The sequence below is a fragment of the Terriglobus tenax genome (assembly GCF_025685395.1).
GTDB classification, from domain to species: domain Bacteria; phylum Acidobacteriota; class Terriglobia; order Terriglobales; family Acidobacteriaceae; genus Terriglobus; species Terriglobus tenax.
Genome location: NZ_JAGSYA010000004.1, coordinates 1975454 through 1993675 on the forward strand (window position 1 = coordinate 1975454; position 18222 = coordinate 1993675).

Annotated in this window: 14 protein-coding genes and 1 pseudogene; 6 read left to right on the top strand and 9 right to left on the bottom strand. The window is 61.6% G+C overall.

All coding sequences use genetic code 11. From position 1 onward, the window contains the following. Positions 1–14: 14 nt before the first annotated feature. The 5 genes from OHL13_RS13755 to OHL13_RS13775 form a co-directional block, all read right to left on the bottom strand. Positions 15–1214 (bottom strand): DUF5666 domain-containing protein, encoded by a 1200-nt coding sequence (locus tag OHL13_RS13755; protein WP_263410698.1) that lies wholly within the window; start codon positions 1212–1214, stop codon positions 15–17. Positions 1215–1378: 164 nt separating this feature from the next. After that, positions 1379–3124, bottom strand: a complete 1746-nt coding sequence (gene treZ / locus OHL13_RS13760; protein ID WP_263410699.1) for a malto-oligosyltrehalose trehalohydrolase — start codon at positions 3122–3124, stop codon at positions 1379–1381. 3 nt (positions 3125–3127) lie between these two features. Further along, a complete protein-coding gene (treY, locus tag OHL13_RS13765; protein ID WP_317889929.1) occupies positions 3128–5758 on the bottom strand; it encodes a malto-oligosyltrehalose synthase in 2631 nt (876 codons plus the stop codon). Positions 5759–5893: 135 nt separating this feature from the next. Then, positions 5894–7282 (bottom strand): DHA2 family efflux MFS transporter permease subunit, encoded by a 1389-nt coding sequence (locus tag OHL13_RS13770; RefSeq protein WP_263410701.1) that lies wholly within the window; start codon positions 7280–7282, stop codon positions 5894–5896. Next, positions 7275–7844, bottom strand: coding sequence for an isochorismatase family protein (locus OHL13_RS13775; protein WP_263410702.1), 570 nt, complete (start codon positions 7842–7844; stop codon positions 7275–7277). The genes OHL13_RS13770 and OHL13_RS13775 overlap by 8 nt, the downstream gene beginning before the upstream one ends. A gap of 78 nt (positions 7845–7922) precedes the next feature. On the opposite strand from OHL13_RS13775, the gene OHL13_RS13780 reads away from it, so the two are divergent. The 4 genes and pseudogenes from OHL13_RS13780 to OHL13_RS13795 all read left to right on the top strand — a co-directional run bounded on the left by OHL13_RS13780 (position 7923) and on the right by OHL13_RS13795 (position 12385). Beyond that, positions 7923–8531 carry a TetR/AcrR family transcriptional regulator gene (locus tag OHL13_RS13780; RefSeq protein ID WP_263410703.1) on the top strand — a complete coding sequence of 203 codons (609 nt, stop codon included), beginning with the start codon at positions 7923–7925 and terminating at the stop codon, positions 8529–8531. A gap of 76 nt (positions 8532–8607) precedes the next feature. Continuing rightward, a pseudogene (gene treS / locus OHL13_RS13785) lies at positions 8608–10299 on the top strand (maltose alpha-D-glucosyltransferase); the annotation flags it as partial. Between the two features lie 123 nt (positions 10300–10422). Beyond that, entirely contained in the window at positions 10423–11616 is a 1194-nt protein-coding gene (locus OHL13_RS13790) for a hypothetical protein (protein ID WP_263410704.1), read from the top strand. A gap of 46 nt (positions 11617–11662) precedes the next feature. Continuing rightward, positions 11663–12385 carry a hypothetical protein gene (locus OHL13_RS13795; RefSeq protein WP_263410705.1) on the top strand — a complete coding sequence of 241 codons (723 nt, stop codon included), beginning with the start codon at positions 11663–11665 and terminating at the stop codon, positions 12383–12385. On the opposite strand, the gene OHL13_RS13800 is transcribed toward OHL13_RS13795, so the two are convergent. After that, entirely contained in the window at positions 12382–12978 is a 597-nt protein-coding gene (locus OHL13_RS13800; protein ID WP_263410706.1) for a TetR/AcrR family transcriptional regulator, read from the bottom strand. The genes OHL13_RS13795 and OHL13_RS13800 overlap by 4 nt on opposite strands. 88 nt (positions 12979–13066) lie before the next feature. Here OHL13_RS13800 and OHL13_RS13805 point away from each other — a divergent pair, with 88 nt between their 5' ends. Next, a complete protein-coding gene (locus OHL13_RS13805) occupies positions 13067–13489 on the top strand; it encodes a DUF6640 family protein (RefSeq protein WP_263410707.1) in 423 nt (140 codons plus the stop codon). Here OHL13_RS13805 and OHL13_RS13810 read toward each other — a convergent pair. Together OHL13_RS13810 and OHL13_RS13815 are read right to left on the bottom strand one after the other, a co-directional pair. After that, on the bottom strand, positions 13486–14376 hold the full coding sequence (locus tag OHL13_RS13810; RefSeq protein WP_263410708.1) for a segregation and condensation protein A: 891 nt from the start codon (positions 14374–14376) through the stop codon (positions 13486–13488). The two genes, OHL13_RS13805 and OHL13_RS13810, sit on opposite strands and share 4 nt — an antisense overlap. 60 nt (positions 14377–14436) lie before the next feature. Further along, on the bottom strand, positions 14437–15858 hold the full coding sequence (locus OHL13_RS13815; RefSeq protein WP_263410709.1) for a DEAD/DEAH box helicase: 1422 nt from the start codon (positions 15856–15858) through the stop codon (positions 14437–14439). A gap of 373 nt (positions 15859–16231) precedes the next feature. Between OHL13_RS13815 and OHL13_RS13820 the strand changes: the two genes are divergently transcribed. Continuing rightward, entirely contained in the window at positions 16232–17614 is a 1383-nt protein-coding gene (locus OHL13_RS13820) for an amidohydrolase family protein (protein ID WP_263410710.1), read from the top strand. Between the two features lie 77 nt (positions 17615–17691). Here OHL13_RS13820 and msrA read toward each other — a convergent pair whose 3' ends face one another. Next, a complete protein-coding gene (gene msrA / locus OHL13_RS13825) occupies positions 17692–18168 on the bottom strand; it encodes a peptide-methionine (S)-S-oxide reductase MsrA (protein WP_263410711.1) in 477 nt (158 codons plus the stop codon). Between the last annotated feature and the right edge of the window lie 54 nt (positions 18169–18222).

Genomic DNA, 18222 nt, shown 5'->3' on the forward strand with positions numbered 1-18222 from the left:
CGTATTCGTTCTTCTTACTGTGCGTCGCCGCCGCCGCCGCCACCCATGCTCCACGGCGCCAGGTTCATCGAACTGGCTCCGTTCGGAGCGGCCAGGATCGGCTCAACTCCGCTCAGCATGGTTACCGCCGTGACAGTATCTGCATTCGCCGCACCGGTCCCGACAATCATGAGCGCGTCGCCGTTCTTTACCGTTGCAAGCTGGCCCGCTGGCAGACGAGACAACATCGACGCCAGGTCCATCCCTCGACCACCCGGCCCACCCGGGCCACCTGCTCCGCCCGGTCCCCCAAAGCGGCGACCTTCACCACCACCGGCAGCAGCACCTTCACCACCCGCCGGACGCGGTGCGCCCTGCGGGGCTCCGCCGCCCTGTGCACCTGGCGCTGCGCCCGCTGCTCCCGGCTGCTGGCCGCGCGCACGGGCTGCAAACATCGCCGCCGCCTGCGGAGGCAGTTCACGGAAATCAGAGTTCGCTGTCACCATCACGGTGACGTTCTTCTTGCTGGTCAGGTCCTTCAGCACCAGCTTGCCGCTGGCCGCATCCACACTGGTTACGGTTCCGGCCAGGTTGCGGAAGGCTCCGCTTACAATCTCGTCGGCCGCAATCGCGGTACCGTCCTCGTTCTTGTCGCCACGCACACGAAGCTGGTCGCCCGCCTTGATGTCGGCCAGCGTACCCGGCTTGGCATCCTCAAACTTCACCGAATCAGCCGCATAGCGGCGGAAGATCGTCTTCGGAGTCGTGCTGATCTCCACCGTCTTCTGGCCCGACTTCACCGTGATGGCTCCGCCGTTGACCGCGCTGACCAGACCGCCGGAACCACGGCGCTGCCAGTCCGCCTGCGCCGTCGCGTTCCGCTGTGCGATGTCGCCGGACTTCATCAAGACCACACGTGTCGCCGTAATTGCGGAAGCATCTCCCGGCCCGATCGCCAGGACGCGGTCGCCGGCGGCAATCTCACTGGCCGTGGACGGCTGCGCCGTCTTCAGATCCGTGCTGCCCGGGGCAAGCTGAACTACCTTGGTGGAGTCACCCAGGGTCACCGCCACGGTAGCGCCCTTGTCCGTGGCCACCGTTAGCGACGTGCTGCTTACACTCTTCACCGTGCCAAGCGCTGACGCATTCTGCGCCACCGCGCTGGGCGACACACTCATGACCACCGCGGTTGCGGTGAACAGGGTCGCCAGAAAATCCTTCTTGGTCGCGATCATAGCCAAATCCTCGTACTTAACCCCGGGACACAGCCGGCCAATCTCGCATATCTGGCGGACCGTACTGCAGTTGGGGAGTCTGCAGGGAGTACGGTCGAACCGCCATACAAGTTTCACGAAATTTCAAAGGAAATTGCGCTGAAACCTTCTCTATAAGCGCTCGTCTAATGACGCCGCAGCACTGCGGAACCGCCTGCTTCCAGCGTCAGTGTACGCTCCGGCGCAGCGCCGTTCCCGCCAGGGAGAACCACCTCGGTAAAGGGCTGTACAGGAATCTGGACGCTTTCTTTCCCGAGGTTTACCGCAACGGAGATAGGGCCGCGGTGCATCACCAGCCAGCCCTTCTGTTCGTCGAACTCCACCCTGCAGTTGCCCGGCGCTCCATCCTGCAGTTCCGGCACCGCGTGGCGCAGCGCAATCAGGCTGCGATACCAGTCCAGCATCGCAGCATGATCGGGTTTTTCCAGCTCATCCCACTGCAAACGGCTGCGCTCGAAGGTCGCGCGGTCCACCGGATCGGGAACATCCTTCGGCTTCCAGCCAAACCCCGCAAACTCCCTGCGGCGGCCGTTGCGCACCGCCTTGGCCATCGCCGGGTCTTCATGCTCGGCAAAGTACAGAAACGGAGTCGACGCAGCCCACTCCTCACCCTGGAAGAGCATGGGCACAAATGGGCCCAGAAGCACCAGCGCCGCCGCCGCCTTCGCCCTCTCCAGCCCGGCGATGGACGAGACACGGTCGCCCTGCGCCCGGTTGCCAATCTGGTCGTGGTTCTGGATATAGCCCAGGAACCGGTGCTGGTCCAGAGCACCCACCGGACGCCCATGCGTGCGGTTGCGATGCTTCGAATAGACCCCGTCGTACACAAAGGTCTTCTCCAGCGACTTGGCCAGCTTCGCCAGACCGCCAAAGTCCTCGTAGTAGCCCTTCGTCTCCTGCGGAGCCACGGCGGTAAACAGCGCGTGGTGGAAGTCGTCGCTCCACTGCGCGTCGATGCCAAGGCCGCCGGCTTCGCGCGGCGTGACCACCCGAGGATCGTTCAGGTCACTCTCTGCGATCAGCACAAGCTGCCTTCCGGTTGAAGCTCCCAGGTGCTCCACCTCGGCCGAAAGCTGCTCCAGGAAGTGGATCGCCGAACGGTCGACGAACGCGTGCACCGCATCCAGCCGCAGACCGTCCATGTGAAAGTCGCGCATCCACATCAGCGCATTGTCGATGAAGAAGCGGCGTACCTGGTCCGAGCCCCAGTCCTCAAAGTTCACCGCTCCACCCCACGGCGTGTGGTGCGTCTCTGTCAGATACGGCCCATACTTGCCGGTGTAATTGCCCACCGGGCCAAAGTGGTTGTAGACCACGTCCAGCAGCACGGCCAACCCCTTGCCATGCGCTGCATCCACAAACCGCTTCAGCGCATCCGGACCGCCATACGGCTCATGGACCGCATACAGCGCAACGCCGTCGTATCCCCAGCCGAAATGGCCGGGGAACGCCGCCACCGGCAGCAGCTCCACATGCGTAATCCCCAACTCCACCAGGAAGTCCAGCCGCGCAATCGCCGCATACAGCGTGCCTTCCTGCGTAAAGGTGCCAGGGTGCAGCTCATAGATCACGCCGCTCGACAGAGGTCTTGCCTGGAAGCTTTTGTCCGTCCACTGGAAGGCGCGTTGATCATATACGCACGAGAGGCCATGCACACCGTCCGGCTGCCACAGCGACCGCGGATCGGGCCACGCCTGGTCATCGTCATCCACGGCGAAGCCATAACGCGTCCCCGGGCCGGCATCCTCGGCCTCAAGATGCCACCACCCGTGATCATCCACACCCGCAGGCGGATTCATCTCCCGCAGTCCCTTGTTCACCTGCACGCGTACCCGCGACGCCCGGGGCGCCCACACCTTAAAACGATGCATCCTCTACTCCCGCACCAGCAGCGCGACTGGAAAGCGCTGCAGAAAGCTCGCGACCTTCTGGCGGCCGCCATGTTCCATCTCACCCGTCAACACATTGCGCCAGCGGCCCTCGGGAATCTCGACCGTTGTTCCAGCCCAACTGTCGCCCAGCTTCATGCGCCAGCGCGGGGCCAGCGTAATCACGCTGTGGTTCCGCAGATACGCCACGATATGTGCCGCCTTCTGCCCCTGCACCTCCAGCGGCGTATAGGCTGCATGCGGCCCAAACCACTCCGGATGCTCCCGGCGCAGCAACAGCGCCTTGTGGATCAGCCATAGCTTCGGCAATCCCTCCGGCATGCGTTCCATCATCTGCTCCGGAGAAAGTTCCGCGGCTTCGCCCAGCAGACGCCGCCGCAGATCGTAATCCACCGGCCTGCGATTATCCGGGTCCACCAGCGAAAAGTCCCACAGCTCGCCGCCCTGGTACAGGTCCGGTATGCCCGGAGCGGTGTACTTCACCAGTGTCTGCGTCAGCGAGTTCATCCATCCCGCCTCCTGCACACGCTCCACCATCTGCTCCAGCTCCTTCACAAACGGCTCGTGCTCCAGAATGCGCTCAATAAACCCATGCAAAGCTTCTTCATACTCGCGATTGTTGTTCGTCCACGACGTATGCTGCTTGGCCTCACGCATCGCCTTATCCATGTAAGGAATCAGGCGTTCCCTGCTGATCGGCCATACGCCGATCATCGTCTGGTACAGGAAGTACTCCGTGTTGCGATCGGGATACTTCTCTCCGCGGAACTCCGCGTTCATGCGGGACCAGCGATTCAAGGCGGCACGCCATCGCGCCGGCATCTCCGTCAGCACCGCAAGCCGTGCACGCACATCATCGGAACGCTTGGTGTCATGCGTCGACAGCGTCGTCATGGTCTGCGGATGTGTCTGCTGCATCGTGGTGCAGTAGCTATGGAACTCTTCCACGCCGATGCTCTTACGCGCCGGGTCCGCACCCACCTCGTTCAATCCGATCATCCGGTTGTAGGTGTAGAACGCCGTGTCTTCCACGCCCTTGGCCATCACCGGAGAGGTGAACTGCTGGAAGCGCATCACAAACTCGTTCTCGCGGAAGCCGCGTACCTTCAGCGTCAGTACATCGCCCACAAAATCAAACAGCCCCGGATCGAGATCGGGCCGCCGCCGCTTGGCTTCATGGATGGCCTGCCACACGCGGTAACGATCTTCATCCGTGATTTCATCGCGGTCGGTCGCCACATACGTGCGATAGACCTGGAAGCAGCTTGCCACCTCGCGGATGACGCGGCGAATCTCCGCCCGCGTCGTGTCGCGGCGGTCGCGGTTGTTCTCGCAGATCTCCACCAGCAGCGCTGCCAGCCGGTTGACATCGGAGCCCAGAGCCTCCTGCGTCACATGGTGCTTCTTCTCATGGGCCACATCGTCAAACTCCACCGGTTCATGGGTAAAGTCCGCGTAGATGGTCGTCATCTCCTCCAGGCCTTCGCCATGCACCAGCAGGCCATTGCACACGTTCAGGAAGTCATATCCGCTGGTGCCGTGGATCGGCCACTCCTGCCGCAGGTATTCGCCGGGCTCAAGAATCTTCTCACCGATAATCCATCCATCCGGCGAATGCTCCCGCAAGCGGCGGAAGTAGCCCTCCGGATCACGCAAACCATCCGGATGATCGACACGGACACCATCCAGAACGCCTTCCTTCAGCCACTGCAGCACCAGCGCATGCGTCTCTTCAAACACGTGCTCCCGCTCGACGCGCAGGCCAATCAGGGTGTTCACATCAAAGAAGCGCCGGTACCCCAGCTCCTGGTCCGCCGTGCGCCAGAACGCAAGCCGGTAGTTCTGCTGGTTCAGAAAATCATCCAGCGCGTCGATGTTGTTGTTCAGGTCTGACACCGCCAGGTCAATCGACTGGCAGATGTGGAGATCCTCCTCGCAGAGCCGTTCCAGCAGGGCGTAGATCACCGCCTTGTCGCGATGACGGTTGGCCGCAACACTCAGGTCGGTTGACTCCGGTGCGGGCAAACGCGCGAACGAGTCTGCAATAAAGCTCAGCGAATCACTGTGCGCATACTCGGCCGCCCGCTGCAGCAAGCCATACAGGGAGCGGGGCGCCACGGGATACACACCGTCAAAGTACGCAATCACAAACCCGGCGCCACGGCGCACCAGCTGGATCTGGCCATCGGCCAGCACCTTGCCGTACTGGTCGCCAAGAATCGGCACCAGTACCTTGTTCTGCAGCTTTGCTTCCTCCGGATGCCAGTTCACATCGAACCACGTCGAATAGCGCGACGACGGACCGTTTTCCAGCACGTCCCACCACAGCCCGTTTCCCGAGCCCAGCGCCATGTGGTTCGGCACGATGTCCAGAATCTGCCCCAGGCCAAGTTCGCCCAGGCGCCAGCGCAGCCGGCCATGGCCCTCCAGGCCACCCAGCTCTTCATTCACCTTGCGATGGTCGACAACGTCGTACCCATGCATCGACCCAGGAGCGGCCTGCAGATACGGCGAACAGTAGATATGCGAAATACCTAGATCACGCAGATAGTCCGCAATGGCGGACGCATGATCAAAGTCGAAGCCTGCATGCAACTGCAGACGATACGTGGACATAGGGATGCGGGCCATTCTTCTCTACTTTCTCTGATGGCATGTTTTGTCTCGGTCCTTGGGAACACACGATGGTCTACAGGGTTAAGAAGCGGTTTCCTCCCATGGGGTTGGATGGCTGCGCTAGGTTCCGTCGTATCAGCCATTTACACCGCGCGTCGGAAGCTCTACCGGCAACCGGCGCGCAGCCACGACCTGCAGCATGTGGAAAACACACAGCAGCGCGAACGCTGCGGGAAACGCCGTAGCGGAGGCCATGCTGAGTCTCCAGGCCAGGAAGGTCGCCACCAGCGTGGTCAGCGTAGGCCCGCCAAGCCGCTGCACAATGTTCAGCGTCGTCGTCGCCATCGGCAACTGCTCCCGCGGTACCGCCGCGTACGCTGACGAGACCGACGGAATCCCGATCGCCCCCATCCCCACACCACGCACAAACAGCATTCCCGCCAGTAGCACGGTCATCAGCCCATGCAGGCTCAAATACACAAACGGCAGTGTAGCCCCCAGCGACAGCAGAGAGCCCGCAACCGCCACGCGGCGAATACCAAACCGCCGCGTCACCGCTCCCATCATCGGGTATGAGCAGAACATACCCAGCCCCAGGGGCATCATCATCAGCCCAGTCGCCGCGGGTGACCGGCCACAGACGCGGATGAGGAAGAAAGGAATCAGCATCTGCGCAGAGTACGAAACTCCGTTGGACAGAAACTGCGCCGCGGTCGCCACGCGAAATACATCCCCGCGGAAGAGCTTTAAGTCGAGAATCGCCGCATCGCCCTTGCGCAGTGCAAACCGCACAAAAACACTCAGCAAGGCCAGACCACCTGCAAGAGCCACCCACCCTGCGTTCTCACGCATGTGGTCCGCACCATACAAAAACAGCACCAGCCCCGGCGACAGGAACAAGAAGCCCGGCAGATCAAAGCTTGTACGCCGCAGATCTGCTTCATCTTTCGGTAGAAACAACACTGCCAGCGCAATGCCCAGCGCGCCCACCGGCACATTCACATAAAACAGCCAGCGCCACGTCGCATGCTGCAGAATCAGCCCGGCAATCACTGGCCCAAGAATCGGCCCCAACAGCACAGGTGCGGCCGCATAGCCCATAACGCGCGCCATATTGCGCCCCGCAACACGCGCCACCATCATCTGCGCCAGCGGAGCCATCAGGCCTCCGCCCATGCTCTGCAGCACGCGAAACCCGATCAGCGACTCCGGAGACCACGCAAACCCGCACAATGCGGATGCCGCTGTAAAGCAGGCAAAGCACACCAGGTACAACCGGCGCACGCCCATGCGATGCACCAGCCACGCATTCAACGGCAGCATCAGCGCCAACGCCAGCAGGTAGCCGCTGGTCACCCACTGAATCGTCGACAGCGTCGTTCCCAGGTCCTGCGCCAGCGAGGACAGCGAAACATTGATGATGGTCGAATCCAGCTGCGCCAGCAGCGATCCGATGGCTGCCACCACGACCACCTTCCACACCGCCGGCACGCTGCTGGCTTTGTCTTTCGTCTCGTCAGGCAAGAGCTTCCAGCACCTGAGCCGTCGACCGCACATTCGAAAGCCGCGGGAAGATGAAGCCGAATGCAAAGTTCTGCGCCTCCGGCGTAAAGGTGCTGCAGGCATCCTCCACTGTCACAAAGTGGAAGCCAAGTCCGGTTCCATGCCGCAGCGTCGACTCCACGCCCATGTTGGTCGCAATGCCCGTCAACACAACCGTTTCAATGCCCCGCTCGCGCAACTGCTGCTCAAGACTGGTCTGCGCAAATGCGTCCCAACCGTACTTGGTTACCAGCAGGTCGCCCGGCTGCATGCCCGCACCTTCGGCAATCTCAGAAGCATTCGCCGGCAGCGCGGCATTCGGGTCACGCATCTGCTGATCGGACGTCAGGCGGCGATACTTCTCCATGTCCACATGCACATACAACACAGTGCCGCCTTTGGCGCGCAGCGCCTCCGCCAGTGCGCGGGAGTTCTGCATCACCTGGGATGGGCTGTGCGGCTTCGTATCCAGGGCAACGATGCCGTTTTGCAGGTCAATCACGACAAGGGCGGTTTTCTTGGGATCAAACGAGAGGGAGGACATGGGCCAGAGATCTCCTTTTTCATGAAATCGAGGACACCCTCGATTTTCTTTGCCTAGAATATGAGGGTGCCCTCGAGTTTGTCAAAATCGCTCCGCACCGCGCCCGTGCAGCAGCGTTCTGCCCGGCGCGTACAGGCATGTCTTGATGCCGCGGCGGAGCTCTTCGTCGAGATGGGTTATGAAGGCACAACCATGACCGCCGTGGCCGAACGCAGCGGATCATCCATTGGAGCGCTCTACAACTACTTCCCGGACAAACTCTCCCTGGCATCGGCCCTGGTGACGCAGTACGGGCAGGAGATTGAAGACCACTGGAAGCCGCTGGTCGAAGACGCCCGCGAACTCTCCCACAACCAGTTCGCGGACCGCTTCATGGAGTGCATCCGGGAGTTCATCGAAGAGCGCCCCGCATACCTGAGCCTTCTGGCCGCCCCTGTGCGGTTCCGCCGAGATCCCAAGGTGCGCCATTCTCTCCGCGTCGTGGTTGCCGGAGCCCTCCGCGCCAAAGACCCCCGGCTCAGCGAAGAACGCGCCTTGATGACGGCCAATGTTGCACTGCAGATGGTGAAGGGCATGACGGCCATGCTGTCCGAGTCCATCCCCAGGGACAGGCCTGCCGTCATCGCGGAGTTCAAAAAGGTGCTCGCGCTTTATTTGGAAAGTATTTTTTCTCCTGAGCGGATCTAGACACCTCTTCCTGTTACGTTCTGGTGTCAGATTGCATCCAACGGGTTTGAGCACCGTGAACGAGGCACTTGCGAACGTGAAGAAAGCCGGCAGCGCGAACGACCCACTCTGGTACAAAGACGCCATCATCTACGAGTTGCACGTGAAAGCCTTCTGCGACTCCAACAACGACGGCATTGGCGACTTCCCGGGCCTGGTCTCGAAGCTCGACTACCTGCAGGACCTGGGCGTTACCTGCCTGTGGCTTCTGCCCTTTTTCCCTTCGCCTCTGCGGGACGACGGATACGACATCGCCGACTATGTCTCCGTCCACCCGGCCTACGGCACGCTGGACGACTTCAAGCTCTTCCTCAATGAGGCTCACCGGCGCGGCATGCAGGTGGTCATCGAACTGGTGGTGAACCACACCAGTGACCAGCATCCCTGGTTCCAGCGCGCACGCAAAGCTCCCGCTGGCTCCCCTGAGCGCGAGTTCTATGTCTGGTCCGACACCGACAAGAAGTATCCCGGCGTGCCCATCATCTTCAAAGACACGGAGAAGTCCAACTGGACCTGGGATGAAGAGGTCGGCATGTACTACTGGCACCGCTTCTTCCATCACCAGCCGGATCTGAACTTCGACAATCCGCTGGTTTTTGAGGAAGTGGTCAAGGCGCTGCGCTTCTGGCTCGACCTCGGCGTGGACGGCTTCCGCCTGGACGCCATCCCCTACCTGGTCGAACGCGACGGTACCCGCTGCGACGCCCTGCCCGAGACGCACGAGATCATCAAAAAGATCCGCGCCATTATCGACGACGAATACACCAGCCGTTTTCTGCTGGCCGAGGCCAACCAGTGGCCCGAAGATGTGCGCCCCTTCTACGGCGATGGAGACGAGTGCAACATGTGCTTCCACTTTCCGCTGATGCCGCGCATTTACATGGCTCTGCGGCAGGAAGACCGCCTGCCCATCACCGACATCATGACGCGCACGCCGCCCATCCCGGACAACTGCCAGTGGGCGCTCTTCCTGCGTAACCACGATGAGCTGACGCTGGAGATGGTCACCGACGACGAACGCGACTACATGTACCTGGCCTACTCGGCCGACCCGCGCATGCGCATCAATGTGGGCATCCGCCGCCGTCTGGCTCCGCTGGTGGACAACAACCGCCGCCGCATTGAGCTGCTCAACTCCATCCTGCTCAGCTTCCCAGGAACGCCCATCATCTACTACGGCGACGAGATCGGCATGGGAGACAACATCTACCTGGGCGACCGCAACGGAGTCCGCACGCCCATGCAGTGGAACGGCGACCGCAACGCCGGCTTCTCCCGCGCTAACCCGGAGAAGCTCTACTCCCCCGTCATCATGGACCCCATCTGGGGCTACCAGACCATCAACGTGGAGGCACAGCAGGCCGACACCTCATCGCTGCTGCACTGGACGCGCAACATGGTGGCGCTACGCAAGCTCTTCCAGGTCTTCGGCCGCGGCTCGCTCGAATTCCTGACTCCCGACAACCGCAAGGTGCTGGCCTATATTCGCGAGTGGGATGGCGAAAAGGTGGTCTGCGTCGCCAACCTGTCGCGCTTCGCGCAGCCGGTCTCGCTCGATCTCTCCCGCTTCGCCGGCATGATGCCGGTGGAGATGCTGGGCTACGTCCCCTTCCCCATCATCGGCGAAGAGCCCTACCCGCTGACGCTGGCCCCCTACAGCTTCTTCTGGCTGGAACTGCAAACCGCCCCCGCCCAACCCGACCTGCTCACCCAGCAGCAACAGCACGAACCGGCAAAAGACTTACTGTTGTTCACCGAACCAGTCGGCCATCCCGTAGAAGAGATTCCGGGCCCACCGGAACTTGGCTAACGTATAGCACCTCCACTGCAACTAAACTGCTTTGAGAGCACGATGTCGACCACTGCCGTTCCCCAACCATCGACCAGCACGCCGCAGGCATCCACGCCCGCGCTGCTGCTCGCCCTGCCGCTGCTGGACCATGAGCAGTTACAGGCCGCTTTCAGCCACCTGGCCGCATCGCTCGCGGGTCTGCCTGTCCTTGTGGCTTATCCTGGCGAGGCGGAAGAGCCGCTCCACTTCCCTTTGCCCACGGTTGCCGTTACACCCTCAGCGCCGGTCGCACGCATCCCCTGGGTCCACACCGCCGCCGAGTACCTGAACGTCCACAAGCTGCTGACCGAGTACCAGTTGCCCCGCTGCCTGCTGCTTGGCGCCGAGTTCTGGACCCTGGCGCCTGAGTGTCTTCGCACCCTGGTTACCATCGCCATCGACAGCAATGCCGACCTGGTGCTGCCTCGCTACACCACCTCACCCTACGATGCGCTGGTCAACAACATCATCCTTGCGCCGGTGACGCGTGCTCTTTTTTCCGTCAAGGCGCATACCCCCCAGCCGCTCGATGTCGTCTTCTCCGCGCGCATGGCGGAGCGCCTGGCCACCGTTGCACAGCGCTACACCGCCGCCAACCAGAACGACGCCCTGCTCTGGCCCGTTGGGGAAGCCTGTTCCGCCGGCTTTACCGTGCAGGAGGTGCCCATGGGCACCCGGTCGTTCCCGGTACCGGAGGTCACCGACCTGACCCAGTTGCTGACGCTGGTCGCCGGCTCGCTCTTCACCGAGGTTGAGGCCAAGGCCACCTACTGGCAGCGCGCACGCCCCCAGGCCGCCGTCGCCGGCACCGCCCCGCTCACCTTCAGCGAGGAGCCGCCCCGGCCCGACGTCTCCACCATGATCGAGACCTTCCGCATCGGCTACCAGAACCTCTCCGAGATCTGGTCTCTGGTGCTGCCGCCCAACTCTCTGCTCGGCCTCAAAAAGCTCTCTGTCCTGGAACAGGAGACCTTCTTCATGCCGGACGCCCTCTGGGTGCGCATCGTCTATGACTTTCTTCTGGCCTGGCGCCTGCGCACCATCAACCGGGCACACCTGCTGGGCGCACTGACGCCGCTCTACCTGGCGTGGGTGGCGGGCTATATCCTCGGCGGCAAGCAGCAGGCGCATCTTGAAGCGCTGGCCGCCGCCTTTGACTCTGACAAGCCGTACCTGGTCTCGCGCTGGCGCTGGCCGGACCGCTTCAATCCATAACCGCGATCCTGCGAACGAAATATGACCCCCGAAAGGAGACAACACGATGTGGCAACAGGTTCATGAGGCCCTTTACGGCTCAGCCCACCGTGTCCTGTCACGGCTGGCCAGCCTTCTTCCCGGGCTGGTAGCGCTGCTGCTGGCCATACTCATCTGCACGCTGATCGGCGCCGCCCTGGCATGGGTGGTGCGCCGCATCCTTACCGCGTTCAAGTTCGACGACCGCATCAACTCCGGCGCCCCCACCAGCGTCTCGGACTTTGCCCCGCGCCGCTCCGCCACGCTGCTCATCTCCCGCGTCGTGCTGTGGGGATTCGTCGTGCTCGGCTTCATCATCGGTATCTCCACGCTCGATGTTTCGGCCGACTCCAAAGACCAGATGACGGTCTTCTTCCTGCCCTACGTTACGCACTCGGTCGGGGCCATCATCATCTTCCTCATCGGCAACCTGGCGGCCCGGTTCCTGGCGCGGACCGTGCTGATCGGTGCCGTGAATATGCGCCTGCAATACGCGCGCATTCTGTCGCTCGGCATCAAGTGGCTGGTGCTGGTGCTCACCGCCGCCATGATCCTGGACCACCTGCAGATTGGCGGAGCCATCATCGAGCTGGCCTTCGGCATCCTCTTCGGCGGTATCGTGCTCACGCTGTCACTCGCCGTCGGCCTGGGCTCCCGCGACATGGTCTCCCGCTCGCTCGAAAAAAATACGCCGCAGGACCCGTTCCCCACGCCGCCACCCCAGGAGAAACCGCAGGTCCGGCATTTTTAGCGGAGCAGCTCCTGGACCAGGTCGCGGTGATTCAATGCAGGAATCGCCTGTCCTGTCAGCGCACTACTGAACGCACGGAAGAAGGACGCCGACATAAGCAAAGCAGCCACCGTCTCCACGTTGACATGTTCGGGGATCCTGCCCAGCTTCTGCTCTGCATCCAGATAGCGGGCGATGCGTGCAATGCCGCCACGTGGCCCCTTCGCGCGGCTGTCCAGGCTCTGCCGGAAGCTGGCAAGCAGCTCCGGCTCCGCAAACAAAGAGGACACCATAGGCGCCACGCGCTCATGGAAACGCTGTAACCCCAGCATGGCCGCCGCCAGGTTACGTTCCGGAGTCAGCATGCCTGCACTCTCCTCCAGCTTCCGCAACGGAATCAGCATCTCCGGCAGACTTTGCTCCAGCACTGCCAGCAGCAGTTGGGTACGGCCGGAGAAATGGACGTAGATCGCGCCTTCCGAGCAGGGCACAGCCTCCGCAATCGCTCGCGTGGTCACACCGCTCAGGCCTCGTTCCCGCAGCAGAGTTTCAGCGGCCAGCACAATCTCGGTCTTGCGGTTTCGTTTGGGGCTTTTCCCGGTCGGCTTCGGCATCTGCCGCCATTGTAATTTTTTTGGAACTTCCAGATGGATTCAGGAGTATTAAACATAGTGAGCACTCACTCATCATGGAGTCGATCCGATGAACCGCCTTCTGCTTTCCAGAATCCTCCTCAGCTTTATCCTCGTCTTTGGCAGTGCCATGTCCTTTGTTCTGGACTGGAGCCGCAATCACCTGCTCAACCCGCTTTGGCACCCGCACGCCCGTTTCCACTCCGCCGTCCTGCTGTTCTTCTTCGCCGGCGTGGCGGCTACTGGATTGTGGCTTTTATGGCGTGAGAACGACCCCAGGGCGGGTGTTACCGCAGCGGCAGCGCTCTCCGCCTCCTACTGGATGCCTTTCTTCTTCGTTCCGCTGGTGTTACCGCAGGCTTCGTACTGGGCGGGCACACCCGGGCATGAACCCCACTTTCATGGGATGATCTTCTACCCGAACCTGCTGGTGATCGGGCTGTTTCTTATGCTGACCCTGATTGCGTGGGGAATCGGAAGAAAAGCAGCCTAGCGCCAGTCGTCGCGCACGGCTTCCTGCTCTTCCATCACGCGGTCAAAGTCTTCCGACTTCTTGATCATGATGTCGCCGAAGGCTTCGCCCTGGCGCAGCAGAACCGCCTGCAGCCTTACCAGTTCCAGCATTGCCAGGAACATGCAGATCAGAGCGCGCTGCGAGTGCGTGTTGAGCAGCAGCTTCCGCAAAGAGACCGGACGGTCTTCCATCACCATGCGGCGTTTCACGTAGTCGATCATCTGCGCCACCGTGACCGATTCCTCGTCCACGTTCAGCACCGGTCGCGACTTTACGCGGTCCAGAATTTCCTGGAAGACACGCACCAGGTCGACCGTGTCGGCCGCAATCTCGCGGTCGCCTTCGGTAATCTGCTTGAAGTCGCGCAGGCCCGGATTGGTCCACACCGCTTCTTCAATCTGCTGCTTCTGCAGCAGCATCTGCGCGGCTGCCTTGAACTTCTCGTGCTCCAGCAGCCGTTCCACCAGCTCGCGGCGAGGATCTTCCGCCTCTCCGGCGGCCACCTCGGCGGCCTCGCGCGGCAGCAGCATCTTGCTCTTGATGTGGATCAGCAGCGAGGCCATGTAGATGAACTCGCCCGCCGCGTCCACGTCCGTCTGCTTCAGGTGCTCGCAGTAGGCCAGGAACTGCTGGGTGATCTTCGCGATCGGGATGTCGTAAATATCGATCGACTGCTTGCGGATCAGGTCCAGCAGCAGGTCCAGCGGGCCTTCATACACCTGACCCACCAGGATGGAGAACGGCGACTGCGACGCCTCTTCCTTGGCAGGATCGGGGCGCTTGGGGTCAACCCTGGCAGGCACGGACGCAGACGCAGCCTCGGGGGCTGCGGTCTGCGTCGGCTCGATGATGGTCTCTTCCGGCATCCGTACTATTTTAGGCTGTGGCTCGTCGCGGAAAAATAGGAGAAAACTCCCCTTCCGCAATTACCGGCGGCGGCGTCCTGCAGAACGTCCACCCGACGACGGACGGCTCGAGGAGCTGCCCGAGGAGGAACGGCCACTGCTGCGGCGGCGTCCACCACCGCCACTGCCGCTTCCCTTGGAAGCCGGCGCAGGTGCCGCATTCGGATCGTTCTTCCACGAACGGGTCTCCAGCGCCAGCAGCGCGCCGATATCGTTCATGTCGATCTTGCCCAGGTCCACCGGAGAGTTCCGCTCTTCCTTCTCCAGCGTCTTGTGGTCAACCTCAATCCACTTGAAGCTGAAGGTCAGCTCGCGTTCCAGCTTCTTGGCTTCGCCGCGCTCCTGCGGCATCACGTAGGTGGTCGCTGTACCCGTCGCGCCCGCGCGTCCGGTGCGGCCAATGCGGTGGACAAAGTCGTCCGACGCATTGGGCAGGTCGTAGTTCACCACGTGCGCAATGTGCGAGATATCGATACCGCGCGCCGCGACGTCCGTGGCCACCAGGATGCGGTGGTTGCCATCGGCAAAGCTCTTCAGAGCAGCTGTACGCTGCGACTGCGAGCGGTCACCGTGGATAACCGTGGCATCGTGGCCCAGCTTCTGCAGCTTGCGGGCAATGCGGTCGGCGCCATGCTTGGTGCGTGAAAACACCAGGAAGCTGCCCTCGTGCTCCTTCAGTTCCTTGTCCAGCAAGGCCAGCTTCTGGTCCTGCATCACGATGAACGCGCGCAGGTTCACGCGCTCGGTCGGCTTGCTGGTGGTGCCAATCTTGATGCGGACCGGCTGCTTCACGTAGTCCGACAGAACGTGCTCGATGTTGGCGTCCAGCGTGGCGGAGTAGCACATCGTCTGGCGCGTCTTCGGCAAAGCGCCCACAATGCGGCGGATCGAGGGCAGGAAGCCCATGTCCAGCATGCGGTCCACTTCGTCCAGCACCAGGATCTCAACGTGCTTCAGGTTCACCTCGCCGCGCTTCACAAAGTCTTCCAGGCGGCCCGGGGTGGCAACCACCAGGCGCGGTCCACGGCGAAGCTGGTCCAGCTGCTGACCTTCGCTCAGACCGCCCACCACCAGTACGGAATCCTTCTTGGCGTTCGGCTCAATCTTCGAATAGCCCTCAATCACCTGCATCGCCAGCTCGCGGGTCGGCAGCAGGATCAGCGCACGAATCGGCTTCTTCACCTCAGAGGTCGACGGGCGGCTCTCCAGGCGGTGGATCAGCGGAATCAGGAAGCTCAGCGTCTTGCCGGTGCCGGTCGCGGCCGTGGCTAGAACATCCTTACCCTCCAGCGCCGGGGGAACTGCACCCGCCTGCACCGGAGTGGGCGTAATGAACTTGGCCTTGGTCAGTCGCTGCTTCAGCTCAGGGGAGACAGCAAAGTCGGAAAATTGAACGGTAGGGGTGGAAACAGGGGTAGGTTCTGCGGAAATCGTCTTGGTCAAAGCAATCCTTTGCGGGCACTCCTTCTAGGAGCGCGTGTGGTTTTCTACAACGCAGCGGCAATGAACAACCATCACCGGGTAAGAGCAGCACTGCGTTTTTACGTAAGAAACCCAATCATCCGCGGGACGCGTGCTGTGCAACATGGCGAGGAAGACTTTTCATCTTCCATCCAAGCCAGAGTAAGATTCTGCGCTACAGCATCCATTGTGTTGGTCTCTGGCCACGCCGCAAGTGTTTTTTGCGACGCTCCCCATCCACAACTTGTATCTCCAGCGTACCATGCTTCCCCGTCTAAGGTTTTGTGGCCATTCCGCCTCGTCGAGCATCTGAGATAGGAAAAAGAAAAGAAGGGACATACGAAAAGAGGCCCGGATGAAGCAAGCCCTGCGGTATCTCACCATTGCTGTTCTCGGATGCGTTAGCTCTGCCGCCCTGGCAGGCCCGAAATATCACATCACCACCCATCCCCTGCCAGATACCACCGTGATCCGCGGCGTTCGCGTGATTGACGGCACCGGCGCACCGCCCAAAGACGATATGGCCATCGTCATCCATAAGAAAAAGATTGTCGCCATTGGCCCGAACCTTGAAATTGCTACCCCAAAGCACTCCGAAGTGCTTAACTGGCAGGGCAAAACCGTCATTCCCGGCCTGATTGACGATCATGCACACCTTGGCCTTGTGCTGCACGAAAAGGGCGAAAGCTCCGCCGATGCCTACACAGAGGCCAACGTTGTCGGCGAGCTCTACCGTTTCCAGCGCTATGGCGTCACCACCATCAACTCGCTGGGCATGAACCGCGACCTGGTCTATGACCTGCGTAAGCGGCAGAAGCAGGGCAATATCGGTGGCTCCACCCTGCTGACCGCCGGTCGCGGCATCGGTATTGAGGGCGGAGCGCCCCCGCTGGCCGCGCAGCCGGACGCCATCTATCGCGTCACCACGGCGCAGGAGGCCCGCGAAGACGTCCGCATCATGGCGAAGCAGAAGGTTGACTTCATCAAGGTCTGGGTCGATTCCCTGCGCGGCAGCAAGCCTTCCATGTCGCCGGAGATCTACCGCGCCGTCATCGACGAAGCCCACAAAAACCACCTGCGCGTCGCCGCCCATGTTTACTACCTGGCCGACGCGAAGGACCTGGTCAACAGCGGTGTCGATATCCTTGCCCACTCCGTTCGCGATACTGCCGTCGACCAGCCCCTGATTGACGCCATGAAAGCCCACGGCACCTGGTACATCGCCACCCTGGCCGCCGATGAATCCAGCTTCACCTACCTGGACCATCCGGAACTGCTGGAAAGCAGCTTTGTCAGCCTGGCCGCCGGCCCGGTTCTGGTCAGCAAGCTGAAAGACCCCGCCTACAAAGCGAAGGTTCAGGCCGACCCCGCCACAGCCGTCAAACGGCAGGATCTGAAGATGGCCCAGGAAAACCTGCGCCGCATGGTCGAATCGGGAGTGAAAGTGGGCTTTGGGACCGACGCCGGGGCCTTCCCCGTCCGCATTCCTGGCGTGATGGAACACCGGGAGCTGCAACTGATGGTACAGGCAGGACTTACGCCCATGCAGGCGATCACACTGGCCACTTCGAAGGCGGCGGAACTGCTGCAACTACGAGACACCGGCACCATCGCCGCCGGCAAAAACGCCAACCTGATCGTGTTGGACGCCGACCCGCTGTCGCAGATCGACAACACCGAAAAGATTACCGGTGTCTGGCATAACGGCCAGCTCGTGGGCGACCTGGCGACCGAGTAACGTGGTTCTATGCAAAGGAAAAGGCCGGCGTCTCGCCGGCCTTTTCTCATTCTGGTATTCCAGGACTGAGTCTTCGCTCAGATGTGACAGGCGACCATGCCCCGCTTTTCAAGATACTTCTGGTGGTATTCCTCGGCTTTCCAGAAGTTCTGCGCTGGTTCCACGGACGTCACGATGGGACGTGGGAAAACTCCGGAGGCAGAAAGCTCGGCGATCTTCGCCTGCGCTGCTTGGGCCTGCTGCTGGGAGTGGGTGAAAACAACGGAACGGTACTGGGTTCCCCAGTCCGGCCCCTGACGATTCAGCTGCGTTGGGTCATGCAACGAGAAAAAGGCATCGAGCAGGCGATCGTAGCTGATGCGGCTGGGGTCAAAAGTAACCTCTACCACTTCAGCATGGCCTGTCCGGTCCGTGCAGACCTCTTTATATGTGGGATGCTCGAGGGCACCACCCTCGTAGCCGACTGCGGTTTCTAACACACCGGATAGCTCATCGAAGCGCGTCTGCACGCCCCAAAAGCATCCGGCACCAAACGTTGCTTTTTCAATTGGCACTGCGTACTTCCTTTCCTGCTGGTACAGCAAACAACTCACAACTCCAGACAGGAA